The organism is Kitasatospora sp. NPDC056181 (assembly GCF_042266225.1).
Taxonomy (GTDB): domain Bacteria; phylum Actinomycetota; class Actinomycetes; order Streptomycetales; family Streptomycetaceae; genus Kitasatospora.
In genome coordinates, this window is the sequence record NZ_JBHJUK010000029.1 from 34,602 (window position 1) to 59,160 (window position 24,559).

Annotated in this window: 18 protein-coding genes; 11 read left to right on the forward strand and 7 right to left on the reverse strand. The window is 73.8% G+C overall.

Features of this window, described 5'->3' with window-relative positions; genetic code table 11:
• Positions 1-6: 6 nt before the first annotated feature.
• Together ACFC1F_RS14235 and ACFC1F_RS14240 are read right to left on the reverse strand one after the other, a co-directional pair.
• Entirely contained in the window at positions 7-1,518 is a 1,512-nt protein-coding gene (locus ACFC1F_RS14235) for an alkaline phosphatase family protein (RefSeq protein ID WP_376158188.1), read from the reverse strand.
• A gap of 356 nt (positions 1,519-1,874) precedes the next feature.
• A complete protein-coding gene (locus ACFC1F_RS14240) occupies positions 1,875-2,651 on the reverse strand; it encodes a GntR family transcriptional regulator (RefSeq protein ID WP_376158190.1) in 777 nt (258 codons plus the stop codon).
• A gap of 491 nt (positions 2,652-3,142) precedes the next feature.
• Between ACFC1F_RS14240 and ACFC1F_RS14245 the strand changes: the two genes are divergently transcribed.
• From ACFC1F_RS14245 to ACFC1F_RS14260, 4 genes are all read left to right on the forward strand, one after another.
• On the forward strand, positions 3,143-3,958 hold the full coding sequence (locus ACFC1F_RS14245; protein WP_376158193.1) for a hypothetical protein: 816 nt from the start codon (positions 3,143-3,145) through the stop codon (positions 3,956-3,958).
• 290 nt (positions 3,959-4,248) lie between these two features.
• A complete protein-coding gene (locus tag ACFC1F_RS14250; protein ID WP_376158195.1) occupies positions 4,249-5,352 on the forward strand; it encodes a glycoside hydrolase family 19 protein in 1,104 nt (367 codons plus the stop codon).
• 189 nt (positions 5,353-5,541) lie between these two features.
• The gene (locus ACFC1F_RS14255; protein WP_376158198.1) at positions 5,542-6,681 is read left to right on the forward strand and encodes a serine hydrolase domain-containing protein; all 1,140 of its coding nucleotides are present in this window, start codon (positions 5,542-5,544) and stop codon (positions 6,679-6,681) included.
• 178 nt (positions 6,682-6,859) lie between these two features.
• Positions 6,860-8,044, forward strand: coding sequence for a thiolase family protein (locus ACFC1F_RS14260; protein ID WP_376158201.1), 1,185 nt, complete (start codon positions 6,860-6,862; stop codon positions 8,042-8,044).
• Positions 8,045-8,178: 134 nt separating this feature from the next.
• On the opposite strand, the gene ACFC1F_RS14265 is transcribed toward ACFC1F_RS14260, so the two are convergent.
• The gene (locus tag ACFC1F_RS14265) at positions 8,179-8,727 is read right to left on the reverse strand and encodes a winged helix-turn-helix transcriptional regulator (RefSeq protein ID WP_376158203.1); all 549 of its coding nucleotides are present in this window, start codon (positions 8,725-8,727) and stop codon (positions 8,179-8,181) included.
• Between the two features lie 219 nt (positions 8,728-8,946).
• Here ACFC1F_RS14265 and ACFC1F_RS14270 point away from each other — a divergent pair, with 219 nt between their 5' ends.
• The 3 genes from ACFC1F_RS14270 (at position 8,947) to ACFC1F_RS14280 (ending at position 15,265) form a co-directional block, all read left to right on the forward strand.
• Positions 8,947-10,362 (forward strand): MFS transporter, encoded by a 1,416-nt coding sequence (locus ACFC1F_RS14270; RefSeq protein ID WP_376158206.1) that lies wholly within the window; start codon positions 8,947-8,949, stop codon positions 10,360-10,362.
• 683 nt (positions 10,363-11,045) lie between these two features.
• The gene (locus tag ACFC1F_RS14275) at positions 11,046-14,729 is read left to right on the forward strand and encodes a SpoIIE family protein phosphatase (protein WP_376158209.1); all 3,684 of its coding nucleotides are present in this window, start codon (positions 11,046-11,048) and stop codon (positions 14,727-14,729) included.
• A 119-nt stretch (positions 14,730-14,848) separates the two neighbouring features.
• Positions 14,849-15,265 (forward strand): nuclear transport factor 2 family protein, encoded by a 417-nt coding sequence (locus ACFC1F_RS14280; protein ID WP_376158211.1) that lies wholly within the window; start codon positions 14,849-14,851, stop codon positions 15,263-15,265.
• A gap of 236 nt (positions 15,266-15,501) precedes the next feature.
• Here the strand turns inward: ACFC1F_RS14280 and ACFC1F_RS14285 are convergent, their stop codons facing one another.
• The 3 genes from ACFC1F_RS14285 to ACFC1F_RS14295 form a co-directional block, all read right to left on the reverse strand.
• Positions 15,502-16,569, reverse strand: coding sequence for an S-adenosylmethionine:tRNA ribosyltransferase-isomerase (locus ACFC1F_RS14285; protein ID WP_376158214.1), 1,068 nt, complete (start codon positions 16,567-16,569; stop codon positions 15,502-15,504).
• Positions 16,566-17,339, reverse strand: a complete 774-nt coding sequence (locus ACFC1F_RS14290; protein ID WP_209410468.1) for an SDR family oxidoreductase — start codon at positions 17,337-17,339, stop codon at positions 16,566-16,568. Before ACFC1F_RS14290 ends, ACFC1F_RS14285 begins: the two co-directional genes overlap by 4 nt.
• Positions 17,340-17,506: 167 nt before the next feature.
• Positions 17,507-18,439, reverse strand: coding sequence for a pseudouridine synthase (locus ACFC1F_RS14295; RefSeq protein WP_376158217.1), 933 nt, complete (start codon positions 18,437-18,439; stop codon positions 17,507-17,509).
• 263 nt (positions 18,440-18,702) lie between these two features.
• Between ACFC1F_RS14295 and ACFC1F_RS14300 the strand changes: the two genes are divergently transcribed.
• From ACFC1F_RS14300 to ACFC1F_RS14310, 3 genes are all read left to right on the forward strand, one after another.
• Positions 18,703-19,794 (forward strand): PP2C family protein-serine/threonine phosphatase, encoded by a 1,092-nt coding sequence (locus tag ACFC1F_RS14300; RefSeq protein WP_376158220.1) that lies wholly within the window; start codon positions 18,703-18,705, stop codon positions 19,792-19,794.
• Positions 19,795-20,009: 215 nt separating this feature from the next.
• Positions 20,010-20,402 (forward strand): DUF3224 domain-containing protein, encoded by a 393-nt coding sequence (locus ACFC1F_RS14305; RefSeq protein ID WP_209410465.1) that lies wholly within the window; start codon positions 20,010-20,012, stop codon positions 20,400-20,402.
• Positions 20,403-20,496: 94 nt separating this feature from the next.
• Positions 20,497-21,312, forward strand: coding sequence for a DUF5995 family protein (locus ACFC1F_RS14310; RefSeq protein ID WP_376158223.1), 816 nt, complete (start codon positions 20,497-20,499; stop codon positions 21,310-21,312).
• A 6-nt stretch (positions 21,313-21,318) separates the two neighbouring features.
• On the opposite strand, the gene ACFC1F_RS14315 is transcribed toward ACFC1F_RS14310, so the two are convergent.
• The gene (locus ACFC1F_RS14315; RefSeq protein WP_209410464.1) at positions 21,319-22,758 is read right to left on the reverse strand and encodes a GuaB1 family IMP dehydrogenase-related protein; all 1,440 of its coding nucleotides are present in this window, start codon (positions 22,756-22,758) and stop codon (positions 21,319-21,321) included.
• Positions 22,759-23,040: 282 nt separating this feature from the next.
• On the opposite strand from ACFC1F_RS14315, the gene ACFC1F_RS14320 reads away from it, so the two are divergent.
• The gene (locus ACFC1F_RS14320) at positions 23,041-24,549 is read left to right on the forward strand and encodes an SDR family NAD(P)-dependent oxidoreductase (protein ID WP_376158228.1); all 1,509 of its coding nucleotides are present in this window, start codon (positions 23,041-23,043) and stop codon (positions 24,547-24,549) included.
• The last annotated feature ends 10 nt before the right edge of the window (positions 24,550-24,559 follow it).

Consider the following 24,559-nt stretch of genomic DNA (forward strand, 5'->3'; position numbering starts at 1 on the left):
CCCGGCTCAGCCGACCCGGACGTTGTCGAGCACCCAGTACCAGTTGTTGCTCCCGGTGTACCGGAACCGCAGCCGCAGCCGGCTCGCACCGGCCGGCACGGCGAGCGCCAGCGTCTGCCGGCCGTTGGTCTCGGCGCTGTAGCTCTTGACGACGACCGGCGCGCCGCCGTCCCAGACCGCCAGCACCTGGGCGGTCTGGCCGCCCTCCTGCTGGTAATAGGTGGTGAACGAGACCGGGACGGTGCTCAGCCCGGCCACCGGGTACTCGGGGCTGACCAGGGTGGAGTCGTAACCACCCGTGAAGCTCTTGTCCGACCACTCGTCGGAGTCGGCGACGGCGAAGACGTTGCGGGAGCGGACGTTGAGCTCGCGGTACTGGTCGCGCTGGGTCCTGGTCCAGAACTCGTCGGTGGTGAAGGCCCAGCCGCGCCACTCGGTGACGCCGCCCGTGCCCATCGCCGAGTTGTCGACCGACCAGCCGCTCGGCGGGGTGTGGGTGAAGCCGATGGTGCCCGCGGCGATGCCGGTCTCGTCCACCGGCCCGGTGAGCTGCGGGCGCAGCGCGTCGAACGCGTCCGGGACGAGGCTGCCGATCGGGGATCCGTCGAGGTTCCAGGCCGGGTCGATCGCGAGGCCCAGGTGTGCGATGGCGGTGGGCGCGAGGTCGACCATCCGGACGTCGTGGCGGACCGAACCCGCCGGAAGCCCACCGCCGTTGGCGATCACGAAGGTCTGCCGCTCGCTCCAGGTGGAGCCGCCGTGGCCGCCCGCGTCGGTGTGGCCGTGGTCGGCGGTGACCATGATCAGCCAGTCCTCCTGCCCGTACGTGGCGCGGCCCCGGACGGCGGCGACGATCTGGCCCACCTGGGCGTCCACCCCGCGGATCGCGTCCAGGTACGCCTGGCTGGCGGCGCCACTGGCGTGGCCGGCGTGGTCCACGTTGTCGAGCTGGACGAAGACGGCGTCCGGGTTACCGTCGCGGAGCTTCGCGACCGCGCGGGAGGTGGTGCCGGTGTCGTACTCGGCGGACGGGGTGGCGACACGGGTGTCGACCTTGCCGGAGTAGACGGTGTCGGCGATCGGTGCCCAGGAGGCGACCACGTAGGTGGAGAGCGCGGGGGCCGCGGTCTCGATCCGGGTCAGGAAGTCGGGATAGGCGGCGAACGCGGGGGCGGTGAAGTTGTTGTCCTTGACGTTGTGCTTGTCGGGCCAGACGCCGGTGGCGATGGTGGACCAGCCCGGACCGGAGGCGGTGGCCGCCATCGGGTTGGCGTAGAGGCTGCTGGCGGCGGTGAGACCGCCGGCCATCAGGGCGTTGAGGTTGACGGCCCCGGCGTCCTTGATGCGGTTGAGCATGGCACCGTCCAGGCCGATGACCAGGACCTTCGGGGTGCGGGCGGCGGTTGCGGCCCCGGTGGTGGCGGCTGCGGCCACGGCCGTGCGGGCGAGCGGGCCGGCCACGAGGGCGCCGGCGGCGGCGGCGAGGAGCAGGCCGCGGCGGGGGATTCCGGTGGTCACGTCGTCTCCTGATGCTGCGTCACGAACGCGGAAAGGGGCGATGGGGAGCAGGGGGAACCGAAGGGAGCGGTGACAACGGTCGGAGCGGCGGGTGGACGGCGGTCGCCGGGGCTTCGTCCCGGGCGTGAACAGCGCCCGAATTCGGTCCAGACCCGTTATGTTTCTGTGATCGCGGGTCGCCTGCCGGTCCCGTCCGGGAGGGTGAGGGCCGGGTGACCCAGTGACCGAGGATCCGGGGAGGCGGCAGCGGGAGCGGTACCCAGCGGCGCCCGGAGGCGGTGCCGGACGCGATACCCGGAGGCGGTGCCGGACGCGTTGCCCGGAGGCGGTGCCGGAGGCGATGCCGGAAGGGCGGGTCAGTCCGCTTCGAGACGGGTGGTGAAGCTGAACCGGTCGCCGCGGTACAGCGAGCGCACCCGCTCCAGCGGCACACCGGCCGCATCCCTGGTGAGCCGGTGCAGCAGCAGCATCGGCAGGGCGGGCGGCGTTCCGATCAGCAGCGCCTCGCGCGGGGAGGCGAGCACCGTCTCGATGCGCTCGTCGGCCCCGCCGAGCTCGACGCCCGCCCTCTCCTTCAGGAAGGCGTAGAACGACGAGCCGGGGTCGAACTCCCGGTCCAGCTCCGGCACCCGGGCCACCGCCAGATAGGTGCTCTCCAGGCCGACCCGCTCGCCGTCCGCGAGCAACACCCGTTCCAGGTGCCAGACCTGCTCCCCCACCCCGATGTCCAGCTGCCCGGCCAGCAGCGGGTCGGCGGCGAACCTCTCCAGCCCGATCAGGTTGCGTCCCGGGACGCGCCCCTGACGGCGGACACCCTCGGTGTAGCTGGCCAGCGACAGCGGCTGCTCCAGCTTGGGCCCGGCCACCACCGTGCTGCGGCCGCGCCGCCGGACCCGCCCCTGGATCAGCAGGTCGCGCAGCGCCTGCCGGAGGGTCTCCCGGGCCACTTCGAAGCGGGCTGCCAGGTCGCGCTCGGTCGGCAGCACGCCGCCCTCGCCGAGCTCGTCGAGCAGCGCCTCCAACTGGCCCTTGACGGCGTAGTACTTGGGCACCCTGCCGTGCTCGGGGATGCCTGCCCGGATGGGCGCGCCGAGGCCGGGCAGAGGGGTCGCGGGCCCGGGGGTTTCGTCCATCCGGCCATCCTCGCAGACTCCGGCGGGCACCCGGTTCAGGGCCGATCCGCTGCCCCCTCGCGTCGGGCCGGGCCCCTGGCGGCACGCCCCGGACGGGACTCCCCACGGATGACCCGCGCGGTCGGCTCGCGCGGTCGGCTCGCGTGGTCGGCCCACCCGGTCGGCCCCCCGCTGTGGCGGCATCCGCCCTGGAGCCGGTCGATCGGGCCCGGTGGCGGCGCAGCCGGCCGGATCGTCCCAGCCGGTGAACGGTGCCTTCAACGGGCTGGACGATGTGGGCGGCGTGGGCAGTGTGGGCGGCATGGGCGAAACAGGTGCTGGACCTCGTTGCCGGCGGGCGGCGTGAGGGGGTGTCCGCTGCGGGCGGCGCCCACGCCGTGACCTGCGGCCACCGCTTGATCGTTCGTCGCCTTCACGGACCACAATGATCACCGGTGGCCGAACCCGCACCCCGTCGGACTGGCCGTCTTCCACAGTTCCCGTGCCCGGCCATGGAGTTGAAGCGACAGATGGACATGTCCTCCCGAGAGGTCCGCATTCCCCTCAGCGAGGTCGTCGCGGTCCTGCAGGACCTGAACGAGTTCGTGGTCTCCCTGGATCGCCTCGGATCCCGTCAGGCTTGCGGAACCGCCGACGATGGCACCGTCGGCAAGTTCGTCGCCGACTGGGATGTTGCCCGACGCCTGGCCCGCGCCCGGCACGTCATCGGGGTCGCACTCGACGCGCAACTGAACGCGGAGGAGAACGCCGAGATCGATGCGCTCTGCGAGCAGGGGCGATTCTTCGGCACGACGACCGCCGGCAGCACGCCCACGGATCCGCCCACCTCGGACGTCATCCCCAGGGTCCTCCCGCAACCGCCGGCCGAGCCGCGCCATCGAGGCTCCGGCTCCGGACAGCGGAGGTCCCGGTCGAATACAGGCGCGACGCCGAACGGACAGCCGTGGCAGCCTGCGGGCATGCCAGAACTGCGCGAACGTGCGGGCCGCCACTACGCCATCCGGTTCCACTACGCCCTGCCCGACGACGCCTGGGCCGTGGAACTGAGCGAAGCCGTACCCGCGCCGGCCGCGCCGGCCGCGTCGACCGGGATCCCGAACTCCTTGACCCACCGCCCCGGACCGGCCTTCCTGGTGGGCTTCGTCCCCGACGAGGATCCGGCACTGGAACCGACCGTCCACATCCACAGCCATGACGAGCACGTCGTTCCCTACGACATCATGCGCTGGTTCATGGAACAGGTCACCGCGCAGGTGGAACGCTGCCGGGCCGCCTACGCGCGGGAGAATCCCGGAACAGTGGAATGAGCTCGGGGCGTCGGCGTCCACTCCGAGATGACGCGGCGCCACCGGCGCACGGAGCCGGTCGGCTTCACGAGATCCGTGCCTGAACCGCCAAAACAGGACTGTTCCCGGCCCAATCCGTGGCCGCCCCTTGACAGGTATAGACCATTCCGCTTGAGTCTCGGTCAGCCCCGCACCGGCCCGTACCCCGGTCGGCGTGTCCCCCCACGACGCGCCCGCGCGGGGTCGGAGCCCCCTGGCACCACAGTCCTGTCCCACCGATGTGCGGCCCCCACCGCACAAGGGGTGATCACGTGTCAACGAAACGCCTGCTCGCGCTGCTCTCCGCCATGGTCACGGCGCTCGCGCTCGCGCTGCTGCTGCCCGCCGCCAGCGCCAGCGCCGCCGCCTGCTCCGCGCCCTGGAACACGGCCACCGCCTACACCGGCGGCGCCTCCGTCTCCTACAACGGCCACAACTGGTCCGCCAAGTGGTGGACCCAGAACGAGGCTCCCAGCACCGGCGGTACCGGTGTCTGGGCCGACCAGGGTGCCTGCGGCGGCGGCCCGACCGACCCGACGCCCACCCAGACCCCGGGCGGCTGCGTCTACCCGGACTGGACCGCCGGGCGCACGTACACCACCGGGAGCATCGTCCGCTACACCAACGGCGGGCTCTACCGGGCCACTCACGACAACCCGGGGTACGACCCGGTGATCAGCACCTGGTACTGGGAGCCGTACAGCTGCGGCCCGACGCCGACGCCGACCGGCACCCCCACCTCGACCCCGAACCCCGGCGGGTTCCCGGTCAGCCAGGCGCAGTTCAACCAGATGTTCCCGAACCGGAACTCCTTCTACACCTACCAGGGCCTGCTCGACGCGCTCGGCGCCTACCCCGGCTTCGCCAACACCGGCAGCGACACCGTCCGCCGGCAGGAGGCCGCCGCCTTCCTCGCCAACGTCAACCACGAGACCGGCGGCCTGGTCTACGTGGTCGAGCAGAACACCGCCAACTACCCGCACTACTGCGACACCTCGCAGCCCTACGGCTGCCCGGCCGGGCAGAGCGCGTACTACGGGCGCGGTCCGATCCAGCTGAGCTGGAACTTCAACTACAAGGCGGCCGGCGACGCGCTCGGCATCGACCTGCTGCACAACCCCAACCTGGTGCAGACCGACCCGGCCGTGGCCTGGAAGACCGCCCTCTGGTACTGGAACACCCAGACCGGCCCCGGCACCATGACCCCGCACAACGCCATGGTCAACGGGTACGGCTTCGGCGAGACGATCCGCAGCATCAACGGCTCCCTGGAGTGCAACGGCGGCAACCCCGCGCAGGTGCAGAGCCGGATCAACGCCTACCAGAGCTTCACCCAGATCCTCGGCACCGTCCCGGGCTCGAACCTGAGCTGCTGACGGTCCGACAGACCCCGCCCCCGCCCGACAGGGCCCCCGCCGCCCCCGCCACTCCCCCGCTACTCCCCGCCCGTTCCCGGTACTTCACGAGGAGCAGCGGGACCGTACCTCGGCCGGAGGAGCGGCGGGGGTGCAGAATCATCGTCACGGCGGACGACCGGGCAGGGGGCGGGGCCTAGGCTCGCAACCATGAACGACCTTGGCAGCCTTGTCCAGCAGACCGCCGACCGGCTCGCCGGCCAGCAGGTCGGCGCCGTGGTCGCCGGCCTGGCCGGCGGCGCGGTGGAGATCCGCGGTGCCGGGAGCACCTCCACGGGCCCGGGCGGCGGCGTGCCCGGAGCGCACACCCTGTTCGAAATCGGCTCGGCCACCAAGGTGTTCACCTCGCTCGCCCTGGCCCGTCTGGTGCTCGCCGGCTCGACCGCACTCGACGAACCACTGGCCGAGGTCCTGAAGGACGCGCTGCCGCCCGGCGTCACCGTCCCCACCCGGGGCGGCACGCCGATCACCCTGCAACACCTGGCCACCCACACCGCCGGACTGCCGCGGCTCCCCGCCGGGATGCTGCTGCCCGCCCTGCTCTCCCCGAACAAGCCGGACCCGTACCGCAACTGCACCTCCGACGCCCTGTTGTCCGGTCTCGCCCGCACCCGACTGCGCGCGGTGCCCGGCCGCAGCTTCCGCTACTCCAACCTCGGCGCCGGCCTGCTCGGCCTGGCCCTCGCCCACCAGGCCGGCACCGGGTACGAGGAACTGGTCACGCGGGAGGTCTGCGAGCCGCTCGGGCTCGCGGACACGGTGATCACCGTCGACGGCGAGCGTTCCGATCGGCTCGCCCACGGCCACACCCCGGGCCGTCGCCCCGTCCCCGGCTGGCACCTCGCCGACCTCGCGGGCGCCGGCGGGCTCCGCTCGACCGCCGCCGACCTGGCGATACTCCTCCAGGCCCAGCTGGCCTGCACCGGGGCCTCGGCCACGACCCCCGTCGAGGCGTCGGCGACGACCACGGCGCCGGGCGGGTCGCCGCTGGCGCCCGCGATAGCCCTCACCCGGGAGGTCAACCACCGCGTCAACCCCTTCGCCTGGATGCACCTCGGCTGGCTCGCCCACCGCCTCCACCCCCAGCAGGGCGGCCACCTCCAGATCTGGCACAACGGCGGGACGGGCGGGTTCCGCTCCTTCGTCGCCTTCGACCCCGAGAAGCAGGTCGGCGTCATAACCCTGGCCAACACCCGCCGGTCGGTCGACCCGGCGGGGGTCGCACTGCTGCGCACCCTGCAGAACGGCGGAGCAACGGGCAAGGGCCGCGCGTCGGGCGGGGCGGCGTAGCGGGCGGGGCGGCGTAGCGGGCGGGGCACGGAGAGCGTGCACGGAGAGCGGGGCGCAGCGAGCGGGGCAGCCGCGCGGAGAGCGGCCCGGACCACAACCTCATAACGTTGGAATTCCAAACTCACTAGATCTCTAGTAGGTTTGATTTCCCAACCCACGCGAGAGGAAGGCGGCCGCCATGCGTGACGCCGTAATCGTCGAAGCCGTCCGCACCCCCATCGGCAAGGGCAAGCCCGGAGGCGCACTCTCGGGCGTCCACCCCGTGGAGCTGCTTGCGCACACCCTCCAGGCCCTGATCGGCCGCAGCGGCGTCGACCCGGAGTTGGTCGACGACGTGATCGGCGGCTGCGTCGACCAGGTCGGCGAGCAGGCCATGAACACCACCCGGTACGCCTGGCTGGCGGCCGGCCTGCCGGAGTCCGTCCCGGCGACGACGGTCGACCGGCAGTGCGGCTCCTCCCAGCAGGCCGTCCACTTCGCCGCGCAGGGCGTGATCGCGGGCGCGTACGACGTGGTGGTGGCGTGCGGGATCGAGTCGATGAGCCGGGTCCCGATGTGGTCCAACGTGCCGCCCGGCGCGGACCCGTTCGGCGCCGCGATCGCCGCTCGCTACCCCGGCGGGCTGATCCCGCAGGGCGTCAGCGCCGAGCTGATCGCCGCCAAGTGGTCGGTCACGCGCGAGGCGATGGACGCGTTCGCCGGCGGCTCGCACGCCAAGGCCGCGCAGGCGCACTCCGCCGGCCTGTTCGAGGCGGAGCTCGTGCCGGTCGCCACGCCGACCGGGCTCGTCACCCTGGACGAGTCGGTGCGCCCGAACACCACGCCGGAGATCCTGGCCGGCCTCCGCCCGTCCTTCGCCGACCCCGGCTTCGCCGAGCGGTACCCGCAGATCGACTGGTCGGTGACGGCCGGCAACAGCAGCCCGATCAACGACGGTGCCTCCGCCGTCCTGATCACCAGCAGCGAGACGGCGGCGCGCCTGGGCCTGCGCCCGCTGGCCCGGCTGCACTCCTTCGCGGTGACCGGCTCGGACCCGCTGCTGATGCTGACCGGCGTCATACCCGCCACCGAGAAGGTGCTCCGGCGGGCCGGGCTGTCACTGCCGGACATCGACCTGTTCGAGGTCAACGAGGCGTTCGCCAGCGTCGTCCTGGCATGGCTCCAGGAGACCGGCGCCGACCCTGCGAAGGTCAACGTCAACGGCGGCGCGATCGCACTCGGCCACCCGCTCGGCGCGAGCGGCACGCGGCTGATGACGACCCTCGTGCACGCGATGCGCGAGCGCGGGGCGCGGTTCGCGCTGCAGACCATGTGCGAGGCGGGCGGCCTGGCCAACGCCACCGTCCTGGAGGCCCTGGACTGAGGCCCGGGAGGCCCGGGAGGCCCGGGAAGCCCGGGAGGCCTGGCGTCCCGACACCCGCCCGACCGCGTCGGCCCGACCGTGCCTCCCCGCCCGTGCCGCCCCCATCGTGCCTCCCCGACCGCGTCGGCCCACCCCTACTGCGACTGCGCCTCCGCGGCCGTTCCGACCGGCGCGAGCAGACGGTGGGGGCGGGCCAGCGCGCGGGAGACCGGATCCGGGTGGACGTCGGACGACGCCCCCGGCCCCGGGCGCATCGTCACCTCGCCCGGCCGCACGGCCGGGCCCCCGCAGTGCGGGCAGGAGCCGGCCAGGTCGAGGTCGGTGCCGCAGGTCGCGTGCGAGAAGATGCGCCTTGGTCCCCCGGCCGAGGCATGGCGGCCGCCCCAACGGGCCAGCGTGTAGACCGGCATCCAGAGCTCGAGGCCCACATCGGTGAGCAGGTAGCCGTGGCGCAGCGGCGCCTGCTGGTAGGGCTCCTTGCGCAACACCCCGGCCGCCACCAGGGCGTTCAGCCGCGAGGTGAGGACGGCGCGCGGGATGCCGAGGTGGACGAGGAAGTCGTTGAAGCGCTGCACCCCGTAGAAGGCGTCGCGGACGATCAGCAGGCTCCATCGTTCGCCGACCACCTCCAGGGCGCGGGCCAGTGAGCAGTCCTGCTGTTCGTAGTCGGTTCCGAGCGCCATGCGGCTCAGCGTAGTCCAGGCGGATTGAGGGTTCATTGAACAGACTTAGGGTGGTAGCGTGCTGCGCGGCTTGAAGGTTCATTCACCAGACTCATGGTCCGCTCGCCTCATGGTCTGCGATTCGGAGGGAACGCCATGTCCCGCGCGTCATCGGGCTCCGCACCGTCAGGCTCTGGGCCATCGGGCTCGGCACCGTCGGGCTCGGCGCCGTCGGCCGCCGTGCCGGCCGACTCCGTACCGGCCGCCTCCGGGCGGGCCGTCGGCACCTGTGCCGCGCTCCCGGTCCGCACCGGTGCCACCCTCCTCACCACCTGCCTGGCGACCGCGCTGGTCACCATCGCCTACACCGCCCCGACCTCCTCGCTCGCCGCCACCGCCGACGCCCTCCACCTCGGCGCCGGCGGGCGGACGTGGATCCTCACCAGCACCCTGATCGGCCTCGCCGCCCTGCTGCTCACCGCCGGGAGCGTCGCCGACGACCGCGGCCGCAAGCGGGTCTTCACCGCCGGTGTGCTGCTCTTCGCCGTCGCCGCCGCGCTCGGCGCACTCGCACCCGGTGGCGGCGTCTACCTCGCCTCCCGGGTCCTCCTGGGCGCCGCCTCCGCGGCGATCCTGGCACCCGCGCTCGGGCTGGTCAGCCAGGCCCACCCACCGGGCCCCGGCCGGATCCGGGCCCTCGGCACCTGGGGCGCGGCGGTCGGCCTCGGCATCGCACTCGGGCCGGTGTACGGAGCGCTGGTCCAGCAGACAGCCGGCTGGCGCGCGGTGAACGGTGGGATCGCGGTGGCCGCCGCCGCAGTGGCCGCGGCGGCAACCGTCGTCCTGACCGAGTCGCGCGCCGAGCGCCCGCGCGCGCTCGACCCGTACGGCGTACTGACCCTGGCCGCCGGGACGTCCTGCCTGATCGCCGGCCTCGCACAGGGGCGGACGGGCTGGGGCCGGACGCCGGTGCTGGTGCTGCTCGCCCTCGGGGCGCTGTTGCTGGCGCTGTTCTTCGTGGCGGAGTCACTGGTCGCGGAGCCGATGCTGGACCTCGCGCTGTTCCGCAACCCCGGATTCGTGGCCGCCACCGGCGGAGCGCTGTTCACGGGGCTCGCGGTGGTCGGGTTCATGAGCTATCTGCCGACCCTCCTCCGGAGCGTGCTCGGCCTCTCCGGCCTCGCGGCGGCCGGGGTGCTGGCCCTCTGGTCCGGTCTGTCCGTGGTCGCCGCCCTCCAGGCCCGCCGACTCGCCGACCGGATGTCCGCCACCACCCAGGTCGCGACCGGCCTCCTGCTCTCCGGTCTCGGCCAGGCCGGTCTGTACGGGCTCACCCCGGGCACGCCATGGGAACGGCTCGCGCCGGGCCTGGTCGTCGCAGGCGTCGGCAGCGGCATCCTCAACGCCGCGCTGGCCCGCCTCGCGGTCAGCAGCGTCCCGCCCCACCGTGCGGCCATGGGCTCCGGCGCCAACAACACCGCCCGCTACCTCGGCTCCGCCCTGGGCGTCGCCGTCACCGTGGCCGTCGCGTCCTCCACCCCCTCGCTCCCCGCAGGTGCCGACCGCGCCACCCTCGTGGCGTCCGCCCTCTGTCTCCTCGGCGCCGCCCTCACCCTCACCACCCGCACCCGGCGGCCGGTCGTCCCCACCGCGTAGGAAGTCGACCCGGCCGACTTCCTACGCAACCGCCCGCACGCACCCTGGACCGGCCCGGCCCGGTGACCACGACAAGCCATCCGTCGGCTGTGCCATACACCGGAAGCCGCCCCAGCCGACCTCCAGCCCGGAGCCCGCCCAGCCGACCGAAGACAGCCTCACCACACAGGAAGTCAGCCCAGCCGACCTCCAGCGCAGAAGCCCGTCCGTCCACCAGCCCAGCTGCCAGAAGCCCGGCACTCACGCGCCAGAAGTCGACCCGGCCGACCTCTGGGCCGACCTCTGGCGCCGGCACCCCCATCCGGCTGTTGGGTGGGACGTCGAATCGGGAGAGGCAGACGGCCAGACGGAGCAGGAAGTCGACCCGGCCGACCTCCTGTGCAGGGCGCACGCGCGGGAGAGGGCTCGGGCCGCAGAGGGCGGAGAAAGCGGGGGAGGGCTCGGAGGACTCCCCTTGCGTGGCGGGATGGCGGAGCAGGACGTCGGATCCGCCGACTTCCCGTGCGGGCGATGAGGCCCGCCGGCCGGGCCTGCGGCAGGGGCGGTCGGGTCCACCCGCGTCGGGGCTGGTGGGCGGGTGGCGGCGGTTCCGGGTGGGGCGGGTGGAACGAGCGGGGCTGCGGGGCTGCATGGGAAGATGGCAGGGCTGGTGGAAACGATCTCCGGGCGGTTCTCTGGCTATGGTGAACGAGCAGCGTGATGCCGGTGAGCCCAGGCGGCCGCGTCAGGACGCCCTGCTGATGGTGCCGATCGCGACCGCGCTGATCGAGGCCGACGGGCGCATCCTGCACTGGAGCAACGACGCCGAGGCACTGCTCGGCTACACGGCCGAGGAGGCGATCGGCGCGCGGGCCGCGCAGTTGCTGGCCACGGACGAGCAGCGGCCGGAGGTGCTGGGGCTGTTCCAGGAGATCCTGGACGGCCGTGGCTGGTCGGGCGTGTTCCCGGTCCGGCACCGGGACGGGCACCTCGTCAACCTGGAGTTCCGCACCCACCCGATCTCGGGGCCGGGCGGCAGCCCGCTGGTGCTCGCGGTGGCGTCCGACGTGTCGACGCTGCGCCGGATCCAGGCGGATCTCGCCGTCCTCGACGGGTTCTTCACGCAGTCCCCGGTCGGGATGGGCGTGTTCGACACCCGGCTCGCCTTCGTCCGGCTGAACGACGCGCTGGCCAGGGTGAACGGCCTGCCGGCCGGCGCGCACCTGGGACACCGCCTCACCGAACTGTTGCCCGGGATCAACGGGGAGGAGACCGAGGCGGTGATGCGGCGGGTGCTGGAGAGCGGCGAACCCGTACTGGACGCGCGCTCGCGCGGCCGAACCCCGGGCGATCCCGAGCACGACCACGCCTGGTCGGCCTCCTACTTCCGACTGGAGGACCCGGCCGGGGAGATCCTCGGGGTGAGTTCGACCGTCATCGACATCACCGAGCGGTCCCGCGCGGACGCCCGGGCGGCCCGGGCGCAGGAGCGGCTGGCACTGCTGGTCGACGCCACCGCCTCGATCGGCACCACGCTTGACCTGCGGCAGACCGCCCGCGAGCTGGCCGACGCCATGGTGCCCAGGGTCGCGGACATCAGCGGCGTGTTCGCGCTGGAGGCGCTGGTCGCCGGGCGCAACGTGGAGCCGCTGGACCCCAGCGCCCCGCAGCTGGTGCGCCGGCTGGCGCTCGCCACCACCGACCCGCTCTACCCGGCCGAGGCACTGCCGGTGGACACGGTGTACGAGGTGGCCCCGGACTCCCCGTACGCGCGGGCGCTGGCCACCGGCCGCACGGTGGTGGTGCCGTCCTGGGAGCTGCCGATGCTCAGCCAGGGGATCTCCGAGAGCCGCCGCCAGGCGTATCTCGGCGACCGGCCGCGTTCGGTGCGGATCACCCCGTTGGTGGCGCGCGGCACCACGCTGGGCATGGTGGTGTACTCGCGGCGCGGCGAGCGGGAGTCCTTCGCCGAGGCGGACATCACGCTCGGTGACGAGCTCGCGTCGCGGGCCGCCGTGGCGATCGACAACGCCCGGCTCTACCTGCGCCAGCACCAGACCGTGCTCGCCCGGCAGCAGGCGCTGCGCGAGGCGAAGGCCGCGCAGGAGCGGCTGGCGCTGGTCAACTCGGCATCGGCACGGATCGGCACCACGCTCGATCTCACCCAGACCGCCAAGGAGTTGGCCGAGGTGGCGACGCCCAGGCTGGCCGACACCGTGGTGGTGGAGGTGCTGGACGACCTGGTGCGCGGCGAGCGCGAGGCCCGCACGCTGGCGGACGGCTCGGCGGTGCTGCGCCGGATGGCGTTCCACTCGGCGCACGGTTCGACGCTGGAGCCGATCGACCGCACCGGAGGGGTGCAGCGGTTCCGGCCGAGTTCGCCGTACGCGTGGAGCCTGGCGAACCGCAAGCCGGTGCTGGTGCCGCGGATGGACGCGGCGGGCATGGCCTGGTTCGCCGACGACCCGGTCCGCAGGGCCGCGGTCCGCACGCAGAACGTCCGGTCGTTCATGGTGGTGCCGCTGATCGCCCGGGGTTCGCCGGTCGGCGTGGCCGGCTTCTACCGGACGGTGGTGGAGCGCCCGTACGAGGACGACGACCTGGCGCTGGCCGGGGAGTTGGCGGTCCGGGCCGCGGTGTCGATCGACAACGCGCTGCTGTTCACCCGGGAGCGCGACGCGGCGGCGGCCCGCCAGCGCGCCCTGGACGAGGCCTGGGCGGCGCAGCAGCGGCTTTCACTGCTCAACGAGGCCAGCACCCGGATCGGCACCACGCTCGATCTGCACCGCACCGCCGAGGAGTTGGTGGAGGTGGTGATCCCGCGCTTCGCCGACTTCGTCACCGTCGACCTGCGCGAGGCGGTCCTGAGCGGCGACGAGCCGAGCCCCGTCCCGGACGACGGCACGGTGCTGCTGCGGGCGGTCGCCGTCGGCGAGGCCAACGCGAACGGGGTGCTGGCGGGGGCCGCCGACCAGGTGGGCTCGAACTCGCAGTCCGCGAAGGTGTACGCGGAGAGCCTGCGGACTGGGCGCTCGATCCTGGTGTCGGAGGTCGACGAGGCGGCGCTGCGGCGGATCGTCGCGTCGCCGGACCGGGTCCAGCCAGGTCTCGACGCCGGGATCCACTCCTACCTGATGGTGCCGCTGCTGGCACGCGGACTGGTGCTGGGCGGCGCCGAGTTCATCCGGATCCGCAACCCGGTGCCGTTCGGCCAGGCGGACCGGGCGCTGGCCGAGGAGCTGGCCGCGCGGACGGCCCTGGCGATGGACAACGGCCGGCTCTACCGTCGCGAGCGGGACACCGCGCTCACGCTGCAGCGCAGCCTGCTGCCGCAGGAGATCCACCGCACGCTGGGGCTGGAGATCGCCTACCGGTACCTGCCGAGCAGCGTGGTCAGCGAGGTCGGCGGCGACTGGTTCGACGTCGTGCCGCTCTCGTCGGGGCGGGTCGCGCTGGTGGTCGGCGACGTGATGGGCCACGGCATCCGGGCCGCCGCCACGATGGGGCAACTCCGCACGGTGGCACGCACGTTGATCACGCTGGAGCTGGATCCCGCACGGGTGCTGCACCGGCTGGACGAGGCCACCACGGCACTCGGCGAGGGCCAGTTCGCGACCTGCGTCTGCGTGGTGTACGACCCGGTGGAACGTCTCTGCACCGCCGCCTGCGCGGGCCACCTGCCGCCGGTGGTGGCCGACAGCGAGGGCGGGGCCCGGCTGGTCGACCTGCCGCCCGGCGCACCGCTCGGGGTCGGCGGAGTCCCCTTCGAGAGCGTCGAGTTCACGCTCCCGGAGGAGGGCATCCTGGCGCTGTACACGGACGGTCTGGTCGAGCGCCGCGGCCGTGACATCGACGAGGGCCTGGACCTGCTCTGCCGGACCATCGCCGACCGGCACCGCTCGCTGGAGCAGACCTGCGACGCCGTCCTGGCCGAACTCACCGGCCGCACCAGCGAGGACGACATCGCGATCATCCTGGCGCAGGTCCGGCCCGCCGGCGCCGACCGGATCGCCACCCTGCCGCTCACCGACGACCACGCGATGGTCGCGCACTCACGCCGCTTCACCCGCGACACGCTCATCGGCTGGGGTCTCGCCCCGCTCGCCGACTGGGCGGAGCTGCTCACCAGCGAGCTGATCACCAACGCCCTCGTGCACGCCGGATCCCCCACCCAGCTCAGGCTGTTCTACAACCGGCTGCTCACCGTGGAGGTCGCCGACCGGGACGCCGAGTCACCCCGGATGCGGCGCGCCCGCTCGGAGGACGAGGGCGGACGCGGCATGCACCTGGTCAACGAGCTCGCCCACCGCTGGGGCAGCCGCCGCACCCGGGACGGCAAGGTGGTCTGGTTCGAACTGGAGCTGCCACCGGGTACATCGGCCCGCTGACCACCCACGACAACCGTCGTTTGTCGCCGTTCCCGTGCGGTTGTTCGCCCGCGTGGCCCCCGGGGGGCTTGGCTTGGTCCCGGCAGAAGGAACCGGCCCGGAACACCGAGGAGCACATCGTGGACCAGCTCGACCCCCGTACCGTCGTGGAGCGTTACGTCACCGCCATCGCCACCGGCGACCTCCCCACCGCGGTGGCCTCGTTCGCCGAGAACGCCACCTGGTCCTACCCCGGCGACCTGCCGCTGTCGCGGGTCTGGGACGGACGGGACGCCATCGTCGAGGACTTCCTCGGCTCGGTGCGCACCCTGTTCGCCCCCGGCGGCTCCCCGCAGGTGACGCTCACCGGCCTGCTGGCGGACGGCCCGCAGGTGGTCGCCGAGTGGACCGCCCGTGGCACGGCGGCCAACGGCTCCGCGTACCACAACCAGTGCCTCGGCATCTTCACCGTCGAGAACGGCCTGATCACCGCGGTGCGCGAGTACCTGGACACCCACCACGCGGCGCGCACGCTGTTCGCGGACCAGGCGTCCTGACCGGCGGCCTGCGGTGGGCCGACGGTGGGCCACCGGTCCCCCGGCAGGCGGCCCACCGTCGGCCGGAGTCCGTCGGCACCGCCGCCGCGCCTTCACGGCGCCTGCCCCGGCGGCGCACCAGCGATGACGCGCAGGCCTGCGGGCGCGGACGCGCAGGCGTGCGGGCGAGGACGCACAGGCGTGCGGGCGAGGACGCGCATGCGTGAGGGCGCAGGCTGCCGGGCCCGGGCGAGACCCTAGTCGGGGAGCAGCAGATTGACGTCGCCGAACTCGTGCCACAGGTAACGGTGGTGGACCGCTTCCGCGTAGCAGCGTGCCAGGAGTGGTCGCCCGGCGACAGCGGCGAGCATCAGCAGGTGGGAGGCGCGGGGCTCGTGCCAGCCGGTGAGGAGGCCGTCCACGGCCAGGACGCCGCGTTCGGGGGTGATCACCAACTCGGTCCAGCCGCCCGCCTCGTGGACGGCCCCGTCCGGGGCGGCCGCCGATTCCAGGGCGCGGACGACGGTCGTACCGACCGCGATCACCCGGCCGCCGCCGGCCCGGACGTGGCCCACCAGACGGGCGGTGGCGGCCGGGACCTGGAACCGCTCGGCGTACGGGGCCTCGTGCGCCTCCGGGGAGGCGACGCCGGTGTGCAGGGTGATCGGCGCGACCAGCACCCCCCGCCCGGCCAGCCGGGCCACCACCTCTGTGCTGAACGGGCGCCCTGCGCTGGGCATTTCGCTACTGCCGGGGACGGTCGCGAAGACCGTCTGGTAGGCCTCGATCGGCCAGTCGTCGTCCACGTAGCCGTACCGGATGGCCCTGCCGTGACGGGCCAGGTACTCCAACAAGGGTGCGGGCAGGTCGAGTCGGGCGTGCCAGAGGCGGGCCGTGAACGGCTCGACGAGCTCGGCCGAGGCGCCGCCCGGCAGGTCCACCCGCAGCCCGGGGCGGGCCGGGGACTCCGCCGGCGGGTAGTAGGCGGGGGCCCCGCCGGACACCGTACGGCGCAACTCCACCAGGAAGGAGCCGCGTTGGTCGGGCTGCGCGGAGGACAGGTGCAGCGCGACGGCGGTGCCGTCCGGCAGCCGCCCGGCCAGGGCGGCGGGCAGGGTGGCCGAGTTGTTGACCACCAGCAGGTCCCCGGGGCGCAGCACCTCGGGCAGGTCGGTGAAGCGACGGTGCTCGACGGTTCCCGCGTCGCGGCGGCCGACCAGCATCCGCACGCCGTCGCGGGCCGTGCCGCGGGCCTCCGCCGGTGCGCGGGCCGAGAGTTCGGGCGGGACGGTGACGTCGATCCCGGTGTCGGTGAGTGCGGTCATCGCTCGCCCTGGGCGGCGGTGGCGGCGAGCAGGTCGGCGGCCCGGTAGCGGCCGGAGGCGGGACGGTCGCGGAGCAGGCCGAGGAGGGCGGGGACGACGGTCTCGGGGAGCGGCTCGGCGGAGATGTCCTCGCCCGCGTACGCCTCCTGGAGCATCCTGGTCCGCATGCTGCCCGGGTCGACCGCCCAGACCTTCAACTCCGGTTCCTCCCGGGCCAGCACGGCGGAGGCGTGGTCCAGCGCGGCCTTGGCGGCGCCGTAACCGCCCCAGCCCCGGTAGGCCTCGACAGCCGCGTCGGAGCTGATGTTGAGCAGGACACCGGAGTGCGCGCGCAGCTGCGGCAGCAGGAGCTGGGTCAGGGCGATCGGCGCGAGGGCGTTGACCTCGAACATCTCCAGCAGATCGGGCAACGGGACGTCGGCGAGCCGGGGCAGCGGCTCGCTGCCCGCGTCCGAACCGTTCAGCGTGCCCGCGTTGTTGACCAGGAGCGTCGCACCGCCGAGCCCGGCGGCGGCCTCGGCCAGGCGGGCGCGGTGGTCGTCGTCGACGACCGAGCCGGCCAGGGCGGTGACCTTGGTGAGGGCGGCCAGCCCGGCCTCGGCGGCGGAGAGTTCGGCCTGGTTGCGGGCGGTGATCACGAGCTGCCAGCCGTCGGCGGCCAGTGCCCGGGCGAGGGCCAGGCCGAGGCCACGCGAGGCGCCGGTGACCAGGGCGACGGGCGGGGTGGCCGGCTGGGCGGACCGGACGGTGTGCTGCGGTGCGTTGTTCATGGCACCACGATCGTCCCGGCCCCGCCCCGCACGGATCGGCCACCGGGACCGGGACCGGGTCGTACCTTGGACCTAGACCAGGAGGCCGATGCGGGCCCCTCCCGCTCCGCCGGCCCGGCCCACCCGGGCCGGGTGGACCGCTGTTCGGACCGCCGCGGGGCCCGGAGCTACCAGGAGGCGGGATCCGACCAGGCGGCGAGCGTGCGGCAGCTCTCGAAGCGGCGCGGGCGGCCGGTCAGCGGATCGGTGAACTCGACGCAGGAGGCGAGTAGTTGCAGTGGACGGCGGAAGTCGTCCGGCGCGGGGTCCGGCAGCAGCACCGGGTACACCGGGTCGCCGAGGATCGGCAGTCCCAGGCCGCTCATGTGCAGCCGCAGCTGGTGGGTGCGCCCGCTGAACGGCAGCAGCCGGTAGTGGCCGAGGCCGTCGCGGTGCTCGACCAGCTCGATCCGGCTCTCGCTGTTCGGCGGGGCGTCCAGCTCCTGGGCGGCGATCACGCCGCGTTCCTTCACGATGTGGCTGCGGACGGTGCGGGGCAGGGCGAGCGCCGGGTCGTACGGCGCGATCGCCCGGTACTCCTTGCGGACCAGCCGGTCGCGGAAGAGCGTCTGGTAGGCGCCGCGCTCCTCGGGTCGGACCACGAACATCGCCAGCCCGGCCGTCAGCCGGTCCAGCCGGTGCGCCGGGCTGAGGGCGGGGAGGTCCAGCGAGTGCCGCAGCCGGGAGAGGGCCGTCTCGACGACGTGGCGGCCGCGCGGGGTGGTGGCCAGGAAGTGCGGCTTGTCGACCACGACCAGGTGCTCGTCCCGGTACAGCACGGCCAGCTCGAACGGGACCGGGACCTCGTCCGGCAGCTCACGGTAGAGCCAGAGGTGCGCGCCGGGGCGGAACGGCTCGTCCGGCCCGATCGGACCGCCCTCGCCGACGATCTCCCGGCCGTGCAGCAGCGCGTCGATCCGCTCCGGCGCCACGGTGGGCAGGCGGTCGGCCAGGTACGCGCGCACCGTCGGCCACGGTCCCTCGACGGGGAGCCGCAGGTGCACCGGGTCCACCCCGAGTCGCTGCGGGAGGGGGGCGGGCGGCTTGCTCTTGCGTCTCATCTCGCCGCCAGCCTAGCCGGGACCGACCGGCCGCCCGCCCGCCACCCGTCCCGCGGCCACCCGCCTCCCCGCCCCGGGAAGGCCCGCCCGGGACGCCCGCCCGGGACGCCCACCCTGAGGCGCCCGCCCGGGAATCCCCGCACCGGCCGCACCGCACCGGACGCCCCGCACCGGCCGAGGCTCCCGTCCGACATGCCGGTGCCCCCGGCTGCGGTGGAGAGTGGACAGTGAGGCCCCCGCCCACGCCCACTGGAGGCGCCCGCGTGACCACCGCCGGACCGCAGGACGCGGTGCCGCCGCTGCATCTGCCGCGGCGGACCAGGCTGCTGCTGGTCTGCGCCTACCTCCTGCTGGTCGTCGCCGTGGTGGCCGACCTGGTGTCCGGGCCCGGGACGACCCTGTCCCCCGTGCTCGCGGTGGCGCCGGTCCTGGCCGGGGCGACCACCCGGCGCGCCCGGGTGGTGCTGATCACGGGAGCCGTCGCCGTCCTCGCGGCCGGTCTGCTGGAGCTCAGCAACCGCGGACTGCCCGGCTCGGTCCACGTCAGCGCGCTGGTCACCGTGCTCGCCGCGACGCTGGCCAGTGCCGGGAGCGTCGTCCTGGTGTCGGCCCGGGAGCACGAGCTGTTCCAGGTCCGGACGGTGGCCGAGGCGGCGCAGCGGGCGCTGCTGCGGCCGCCGCCGGAGCGGCTCGGGCCGTTGCGGGTGGCGGTGCGCTACGTCGCGGCGGCGGCCGAGGCCCGGATCGGCGGGGACCTGTACGAGGTCGCGGAGGGTCCGCACGGGATCCGGATCCTGCTGGGGGACGTGCAGGGGCACGGGCTGCCGGCGGTGGAGACGGCGGCGGACGTGCTGGGGGTCTTCCGGGAGGCGGCCCGCACCGAACCGGAGCTGGCCCGGGTGGCGGAGCGGCTGGACTCGGCACTGGCGGGCCGCCCGGTGAACGAGCGGTTCGTCACGGCGGTGCTGCTGGGCGTGGACGGGACCGGCGGCGCGGCACGGCTGGTCAACTGCGGCCATCCGCACCCGCTGCTGCGCCGGGCCGGCCGGGTGGACGAGCTGGAGCCGCCGCAGCACGCCCCGCCGCTGGGGCTGCTCGGGCTGTTGGGCGGGCACTACCGGGCGGGCGGCTTCGAACCGCGCACCGGCGACCTGCTGCTGCTCTACACCGACGGCGTGTCCGAGGCCCGGAACGCGGCGGGCCGGTTCTTCCCGCTCGAGGAACGGCTGGCCGGGCTCTCCGCCGGGAACCCGGAGGACGTGCTGGACGAGCTGCTGGCGGAGGTCCGCACCTGGGTGGGTGACGCCGGTCTGGCCGACGACGCGGCCCTGCTGGCGCTTCGCTGGGATCGCTGAGCGCCGCACCCGCTGAGCCCTGGCCCGAGCACGGCATCCGCCCCGCCGCACCCGCCGGCGCGCTGCGTCCGCCGGCGCGCCGCATCCACCGGGCGGTGGTAGGCCCGGCCCGGCACCACCGTCGGCGGTTCGGGTCGATTGTCGGTGGCGTGTGCAAGGGTGTGAGCGCGGTCGGCGGGGTGCCGTCCGCAAGGGTGGCCGAGGGGAACGGTGGCATGGGGATCAAGACGAGCGGGGCGTTCGAGGTGACCGCCTTCGAGCCCGAGGAGACCGACGAGCAGCCCGGGGCGACGCTCGGCCGGGTGCGGCTGACGAAGGAGTTCACGGGCGGCCTGACCGGCAGCAGCGTGGTCCGGATGCTCTCCGTGCTGGACGGCGCGGGCGGACCGGCGGCGTACGTCGCGGTGGAGCGCTTCACCGGGGAGCTGGACGGCCGGAAGGGCTCGTTCGTGCTCCAGCACTCGGCGCCGGGCAGCCAGGGCGAGCGGCTGGCCGTCCGGGTGGTGGCGGGCACCGGCGCGGGCGAGCTGGCGGGGATCACCGGAACCTTCGAGCTGACCGTGGACGACGGCGGCCACACCTACGTCCTGGAGTACGAGCTGGGCTGAGCCGACCGGACCGTCCGCGCGGCGCCGGCACCGCGCCGGCCCGGCACTGTCACGATGATGCGATCAGCGCACGGTCGATCGCGGAGGGTGATGAATGGCGCGGGACACGGCACGTGCGGTGGACGAGGTGATCCGCCGGCTGCGGGAGATCGGCGCCGGTCTTCCGGCCAGCGACGGCGTCGCGGTGTTCAACCGCATGTACCTCACCGTGACGGAGGCGGTGCGCCGCCGTCTGGCGGGCCCGTACTTCGCCGACCCGGCCGCGATGGCCGAGTTGGACGCGGTGTTCGCCGGGCGGTACCTGCTGGCCGTGGACGCCGTCGCGGCGGGGCGCCGGCCGCCGGCCTGCTGGCGGCCGTTGTTCGAGCTGCGCGGGCACCCCGGGGTGCACCCGTTGCAGTTCGCGCTGGCCGGGATGAACGCCCACATCCAGCACGACCTGCCGCTCGCCGTGATCGACACCTGCCGCCGGCTCGGCCGGTCCCCCGAGGACCTCTGCGCCGACTACCACCGGATCAACGGACTGCTCGCCGCCGTGGAGACGGCCGTCCGGGAACAGCTGATGCCCGGGCCGGACGTGCTGGAGCGCGCCGAGCCGCTGACGCACCGGGTGGGCGCCTGGTCGGTGGACTCGGCCCGTGACGCGGCGTGGGCGAGCGTCGCCGCGCTCTGGGAGCTGCGCGAGCTTCCGCACGCGGCGGCGGCGCTCGCCTCCGCGCTGGACGTCGCGGTCGGCCTGCTGGGCCGCGCCCTGCTCACCCCGCTCGGCTTCCACGGCGCCGCCGGCACCCATGACATCCACCGGGCCCACGAGGGCCACGCAGCACACGATGCCCGCAGCACCCACAGCACCCACAGCGGAACGGCCGGCCGGCTCCCCGTGGCGAGGAACCGGCCGGCCGTCCGCTGAGCGGGATCAGGCCCAGCTGGAGTGCAGCGGCTTGCCCTCGGCGTAGCCGGCCGCGCTCTGGATGCCGACCACGGCCTTCTCGTGGAACTCCTCCAGGCTGGACGCGCCCGCGTAGGTGCAGGAGCTGCGCACGCCGGCGACGATCGAGTCGATCAGGTCCTCGACGCCGGGGCGGGCCGGGTCGACGAACATCCGGGAGTGCGAGATGCCCTCCTCGAACAGCGCCTTGCGGGCCCGGTCGTACGAGGAGTCCTGGGCCGTGCGGTTGCTCACCGCGCGGGCCGAGGCCATGCCGAAGCTCTCCTTGTACTGGCGGCCGTCGGCGGTGGTCTGGAGGTCGCCGGGCGACTCGTAGGTGCCGGCGAACCAGGAGCCGATCATCACGTTGGACGCACCGGCGGCCAGCGCCATCGCCACGTCGCGCGGGTGGCGGACACCGCCGTCGGCCCAGACGTGCTTGCCGAGCCTGCGCGCCTCGGCGGCGCACTCCAGGACGGCGGAGAACTGCGGGCGGCCGACGCCGGTCATCATCCGGGTGGTGCACATGGCGCCGGGACCGACACCGACCTTGAGGATGTCGGCGCCCGCCTCGACGAGGTCGCGGACACCGGCGGCGGAGACCACGTTGCCGGCCACGATCGGGATCTGCGGGTCCAGTCCGCGCACCGCGCGCAGCGCGCTGATCATCGACTCCTGGTGGCCGTGCGCGGTGTCGACCACCAGCACGTCGGCGCCGGCCTCGATCAGGGCCTTGGCCTTGCCGGCCACGTCGCCGTTGATGCCGACGGTGGCGGCGATCCGCAGCTGGTTCCGCGCGTCCACGGCCGGGGTGTAGAGGGTGGCGCGCAGAGCGTTCTTACGGGTCAGCAGGCCGACCAGCCGGCCCTCGGCGTCCACGACCGGGGCGAGCTTGCGGTGCGCCTCGGTCAGCTTGTCGAAGGCCGCGCGCGGGTCGATGCCCTCGTCGAGCAGCAGTAGGTCGCGCGACATGACGTCGGCGAGGCTGGTGAAGCGGTCGACGCCCTGGCAGTCGGAGTCGGTGACGACGCCGACCGGCTTGCCGTCCTCGACCACGACGAGCGCGCCGTGCGCCCGCTTGGGCAGCAGCGAGAGCGCCTCGGCGACGGTGGCACCGGGGTCGAGGGTGATGGCGGTGTCGTGCACCAGGTGGCGCTGCTTCACCCACCCGATGACGTCGGCGATCACCTCGGTGGGGATGTCCTGCGGGATGGCGACCAGGCCGCCGCGACGGGCGACGGTCTCGGCCATCCGGCGGCCGGCGATCGCGGTCATGTTGGCGACGACCAGCGGGATGGTGGTGCCGGTGCCGTCGTTCGAGGACAGGTCGACGCCCTGCCGGGAGCCCACGGCGGAGCGGCTGGGGACCATGAAGACGTCGTCGTACGTGAGGTCGTACGAGGGCTTGAGGTCGTTCAGGAAGCGCATGAAAAAGGGCTCTCTGGCTGGGAGAAGTTACACCTCGGGTGCGGTTGCGACGAAGCCGCGGGGCGCACTCGGGCGCCCCGCACCCAACATTCGATTCTCCGGCACCGTGGGGGCAAAAGCCAGTTCGAGGACGTTTGCTGGGGCACCGCACAAACCATGATCGCCGCACGGCTCCCAGGCTTGGAGATTCCTCCAACCGTCCGGCTTTTCGCCCCGGCCAGGGCCGCTCCCGTAGCATTCACGCGGTAACGGCGAGGCAATCCAGGAAAGCGGCAGCGGGCGATGACGGCGGGCGTGGACATCCAGCAGGGCAACGGCACCGAGGGGATCGAGGAGGAGATCGACTACGGTCCCGGCCTCGACCCGGAGCGGCTGCGGCTCTGCCTCGACGTGCTCGCCGAGCTGGACGGGCTGCACGTCGACCACCCGGACGCGATCACCGTCCGCCAGGCGGTCGGCGGCATATTCCGCACGCTCAAGCAGCGTCGCCGCCAGGAGACCCGGGCCCGGAAGACCGCCAACGACCGTGCCGTCACCGCCCGTACCGCCACCGGTGCGCCGACCCGGATCGACGACGAGACGGCCGGCGCCTTCGGCCTGACCACGGTCACGACCACCGAGATCGCCGGCATCCTGGAGCGCCCCCGCTCCTGCTACACGTGCAAGCAGCGGTACGTCGAGGTGGACGCGTTCTACCACAACCTCTGCCAGACCTGCGCCGTGAAGAACCGCGCCCACCGCGACGCCCGCGCCGACCTCACCGGCAAGCGCGCGCTGCTCACCGGCGGCCGGGCCAAGATCGGCATGTACATCGCGCTGATGCTGCTGCGCGACGGCGCCCACACCACCATCACCACCCGCTTCCCGAACGACGCGATCCGCCGCTTCACCGCGATGCCGGACAGCGCCGACTGGATCCACCGGCTCAAGATCATCGGGATCGACCTGCGCGACCCGGCCCAGGTGATGGCGCTGGCCGACGAGGTCGCCGCGGACGGCCCGCTGGACATCCTGATCAACAACGCCGCGCAGACCGTGCGCCGCCCGCCGGAGTCCTACCGCGAGCTGGTCAACGCCGAGAACGCGCCGCTGCCGGCCGGCGAGCTGCCGCAGTCGACCACCATCGGCCGTTTCGGAAGCGGCAGCGTCGACCTGCCGGCCCTGCCCGCGCAGGCGAGCGGCGACGAGGAGCGGCTGTCCGCCGAGGACGTCACCTCGCTCGCCCTGGTCACCGGCTCCGCGACGCCCGCCCGGATCGAGGCCGGCACCGCGATCGACGCCGGCGGCCTGGTGCCCGACCTCGCGCCCACCAACAGCTGGGTGCAGACCGTCAACGAGGTCGGCCCGGTGGAGCTGCTGGAGGTCCAGCTCTGCAACTCCACCGCGCCGTTCATCCTGATCAGCCGGCTCCGCCCGGCGATGGCCGCCTCGGCGTCCCGCCGCAAGTACGTGGTCAACGTCTCCGCGATGGAGGGCGTGTTCCAGCGCGGCTACAAGGGCGCCGGACACCCGCACACCAACATGGCCAAGGCCGCGCTGAACATGCTCACCCGCACCAGCGCGCAGGAGATGTTCGAGTCCGACGGCATCCTGATGACCGCCGTCGACACCGGCTGGATCACCGACGAGCGTCCGCACCCGGACAAGATGCGCCTCGCCGACGAGGGCTTCCACGCCCCGCTCGACCTGGTCGACGGCGCGGCCCGGGTGTACGACCCGATCGTCCGCGGCGAGCAGGGCGAGGACCTCTACGGCTGCTTCCTCAAGGACTTCGACCGCTCCGCCTGGTAACCCGCACGAG

Coding starts and splice junctions, on each gene's coding strand:
- ACFC1F_RS14240 (WP_376158190.1), bottom strand. CDS start 2,651: ATGGACGAAACCCCCGGGCCCGCGACCCCTCTGCCCGGCCTCGGCGCG.
- ACFC1F_RS14245 (WP_376158193.1), top strand. CDS start 3,143: ATGGAGTTGAAGCGACAGATGGACATGTCCTCCCGAGAGGTCCGCATT.
- ACFC1F_RS14255 (WP_376158198.1), top strand. CDS start 5,542: ATGAACGACCTTGGCAGCCTTGTCCAGCAGACCGCCGACCGGCTCGCC.
- ACFC1F_RS14260 (WP_376158201.1), top strand. CDS start 6,860: ATGCGTGACGCCGTAATCGTCGAAGCCGTCCGCACCCCCATCGGCAAG.
- ACFC1F_RS14265 (WP_376158203.1), bottom strand. CDS start 8,727: ATGGCGCTCGGAACCGACTACGAACAGCAGGACTGCTCACTGGCCCGC.
- ACFC1F_RS14285 (WP_376158214.1), bottom strand. CDS start 16,569: ATGACCGCACTCACCGACACCGGGATCGACGTCACCGTCCCGCCCGAA.
- ACFC1F_RS14290 (WP_209410468.1), bottom strand. CDS start 17,339: ATGAACAACGCACCGCAGCACACCGTCCGGTCCGCCCAGCCGGCCACC.
- ACFC1F_RS14295 (WP_376158217.1), bottom strand. CDS start 18,439: ATGAGACGCAAGAGCAAGCCGCCCGCCCCCCTCCCGCAGCGACTCGGG.
- ACFC1F_RS14305 (WP_209410465.1), top strand. CDS start 20,010: ATGGGGATCAAGACGAGCGGGGCGTTCGAGGTGACCGCCTTCGAGCCC.
- ACFC1F_RS14310 (WP_376158223.1), top strand. CDS start 20,497: ATGGCGCGGGACACGGCACGTGCGGTGGACGAGGTGATCCGCCGGCTG.
- ACFC1F_RS14315 (WP_209410464.1), bottom strand. CDS start 22,758: ATGCGCTTCCTGAACGACCTCAAGCCCTCGTACGACCTCACGTACGAC.
- ACFC1F_RS14320 (WP_376158228.1), top strand. CDS start 23,041: ATGACGGCGGGCGTGGACATCCAGCAGGGCAACGGCACCGAGGGGATC.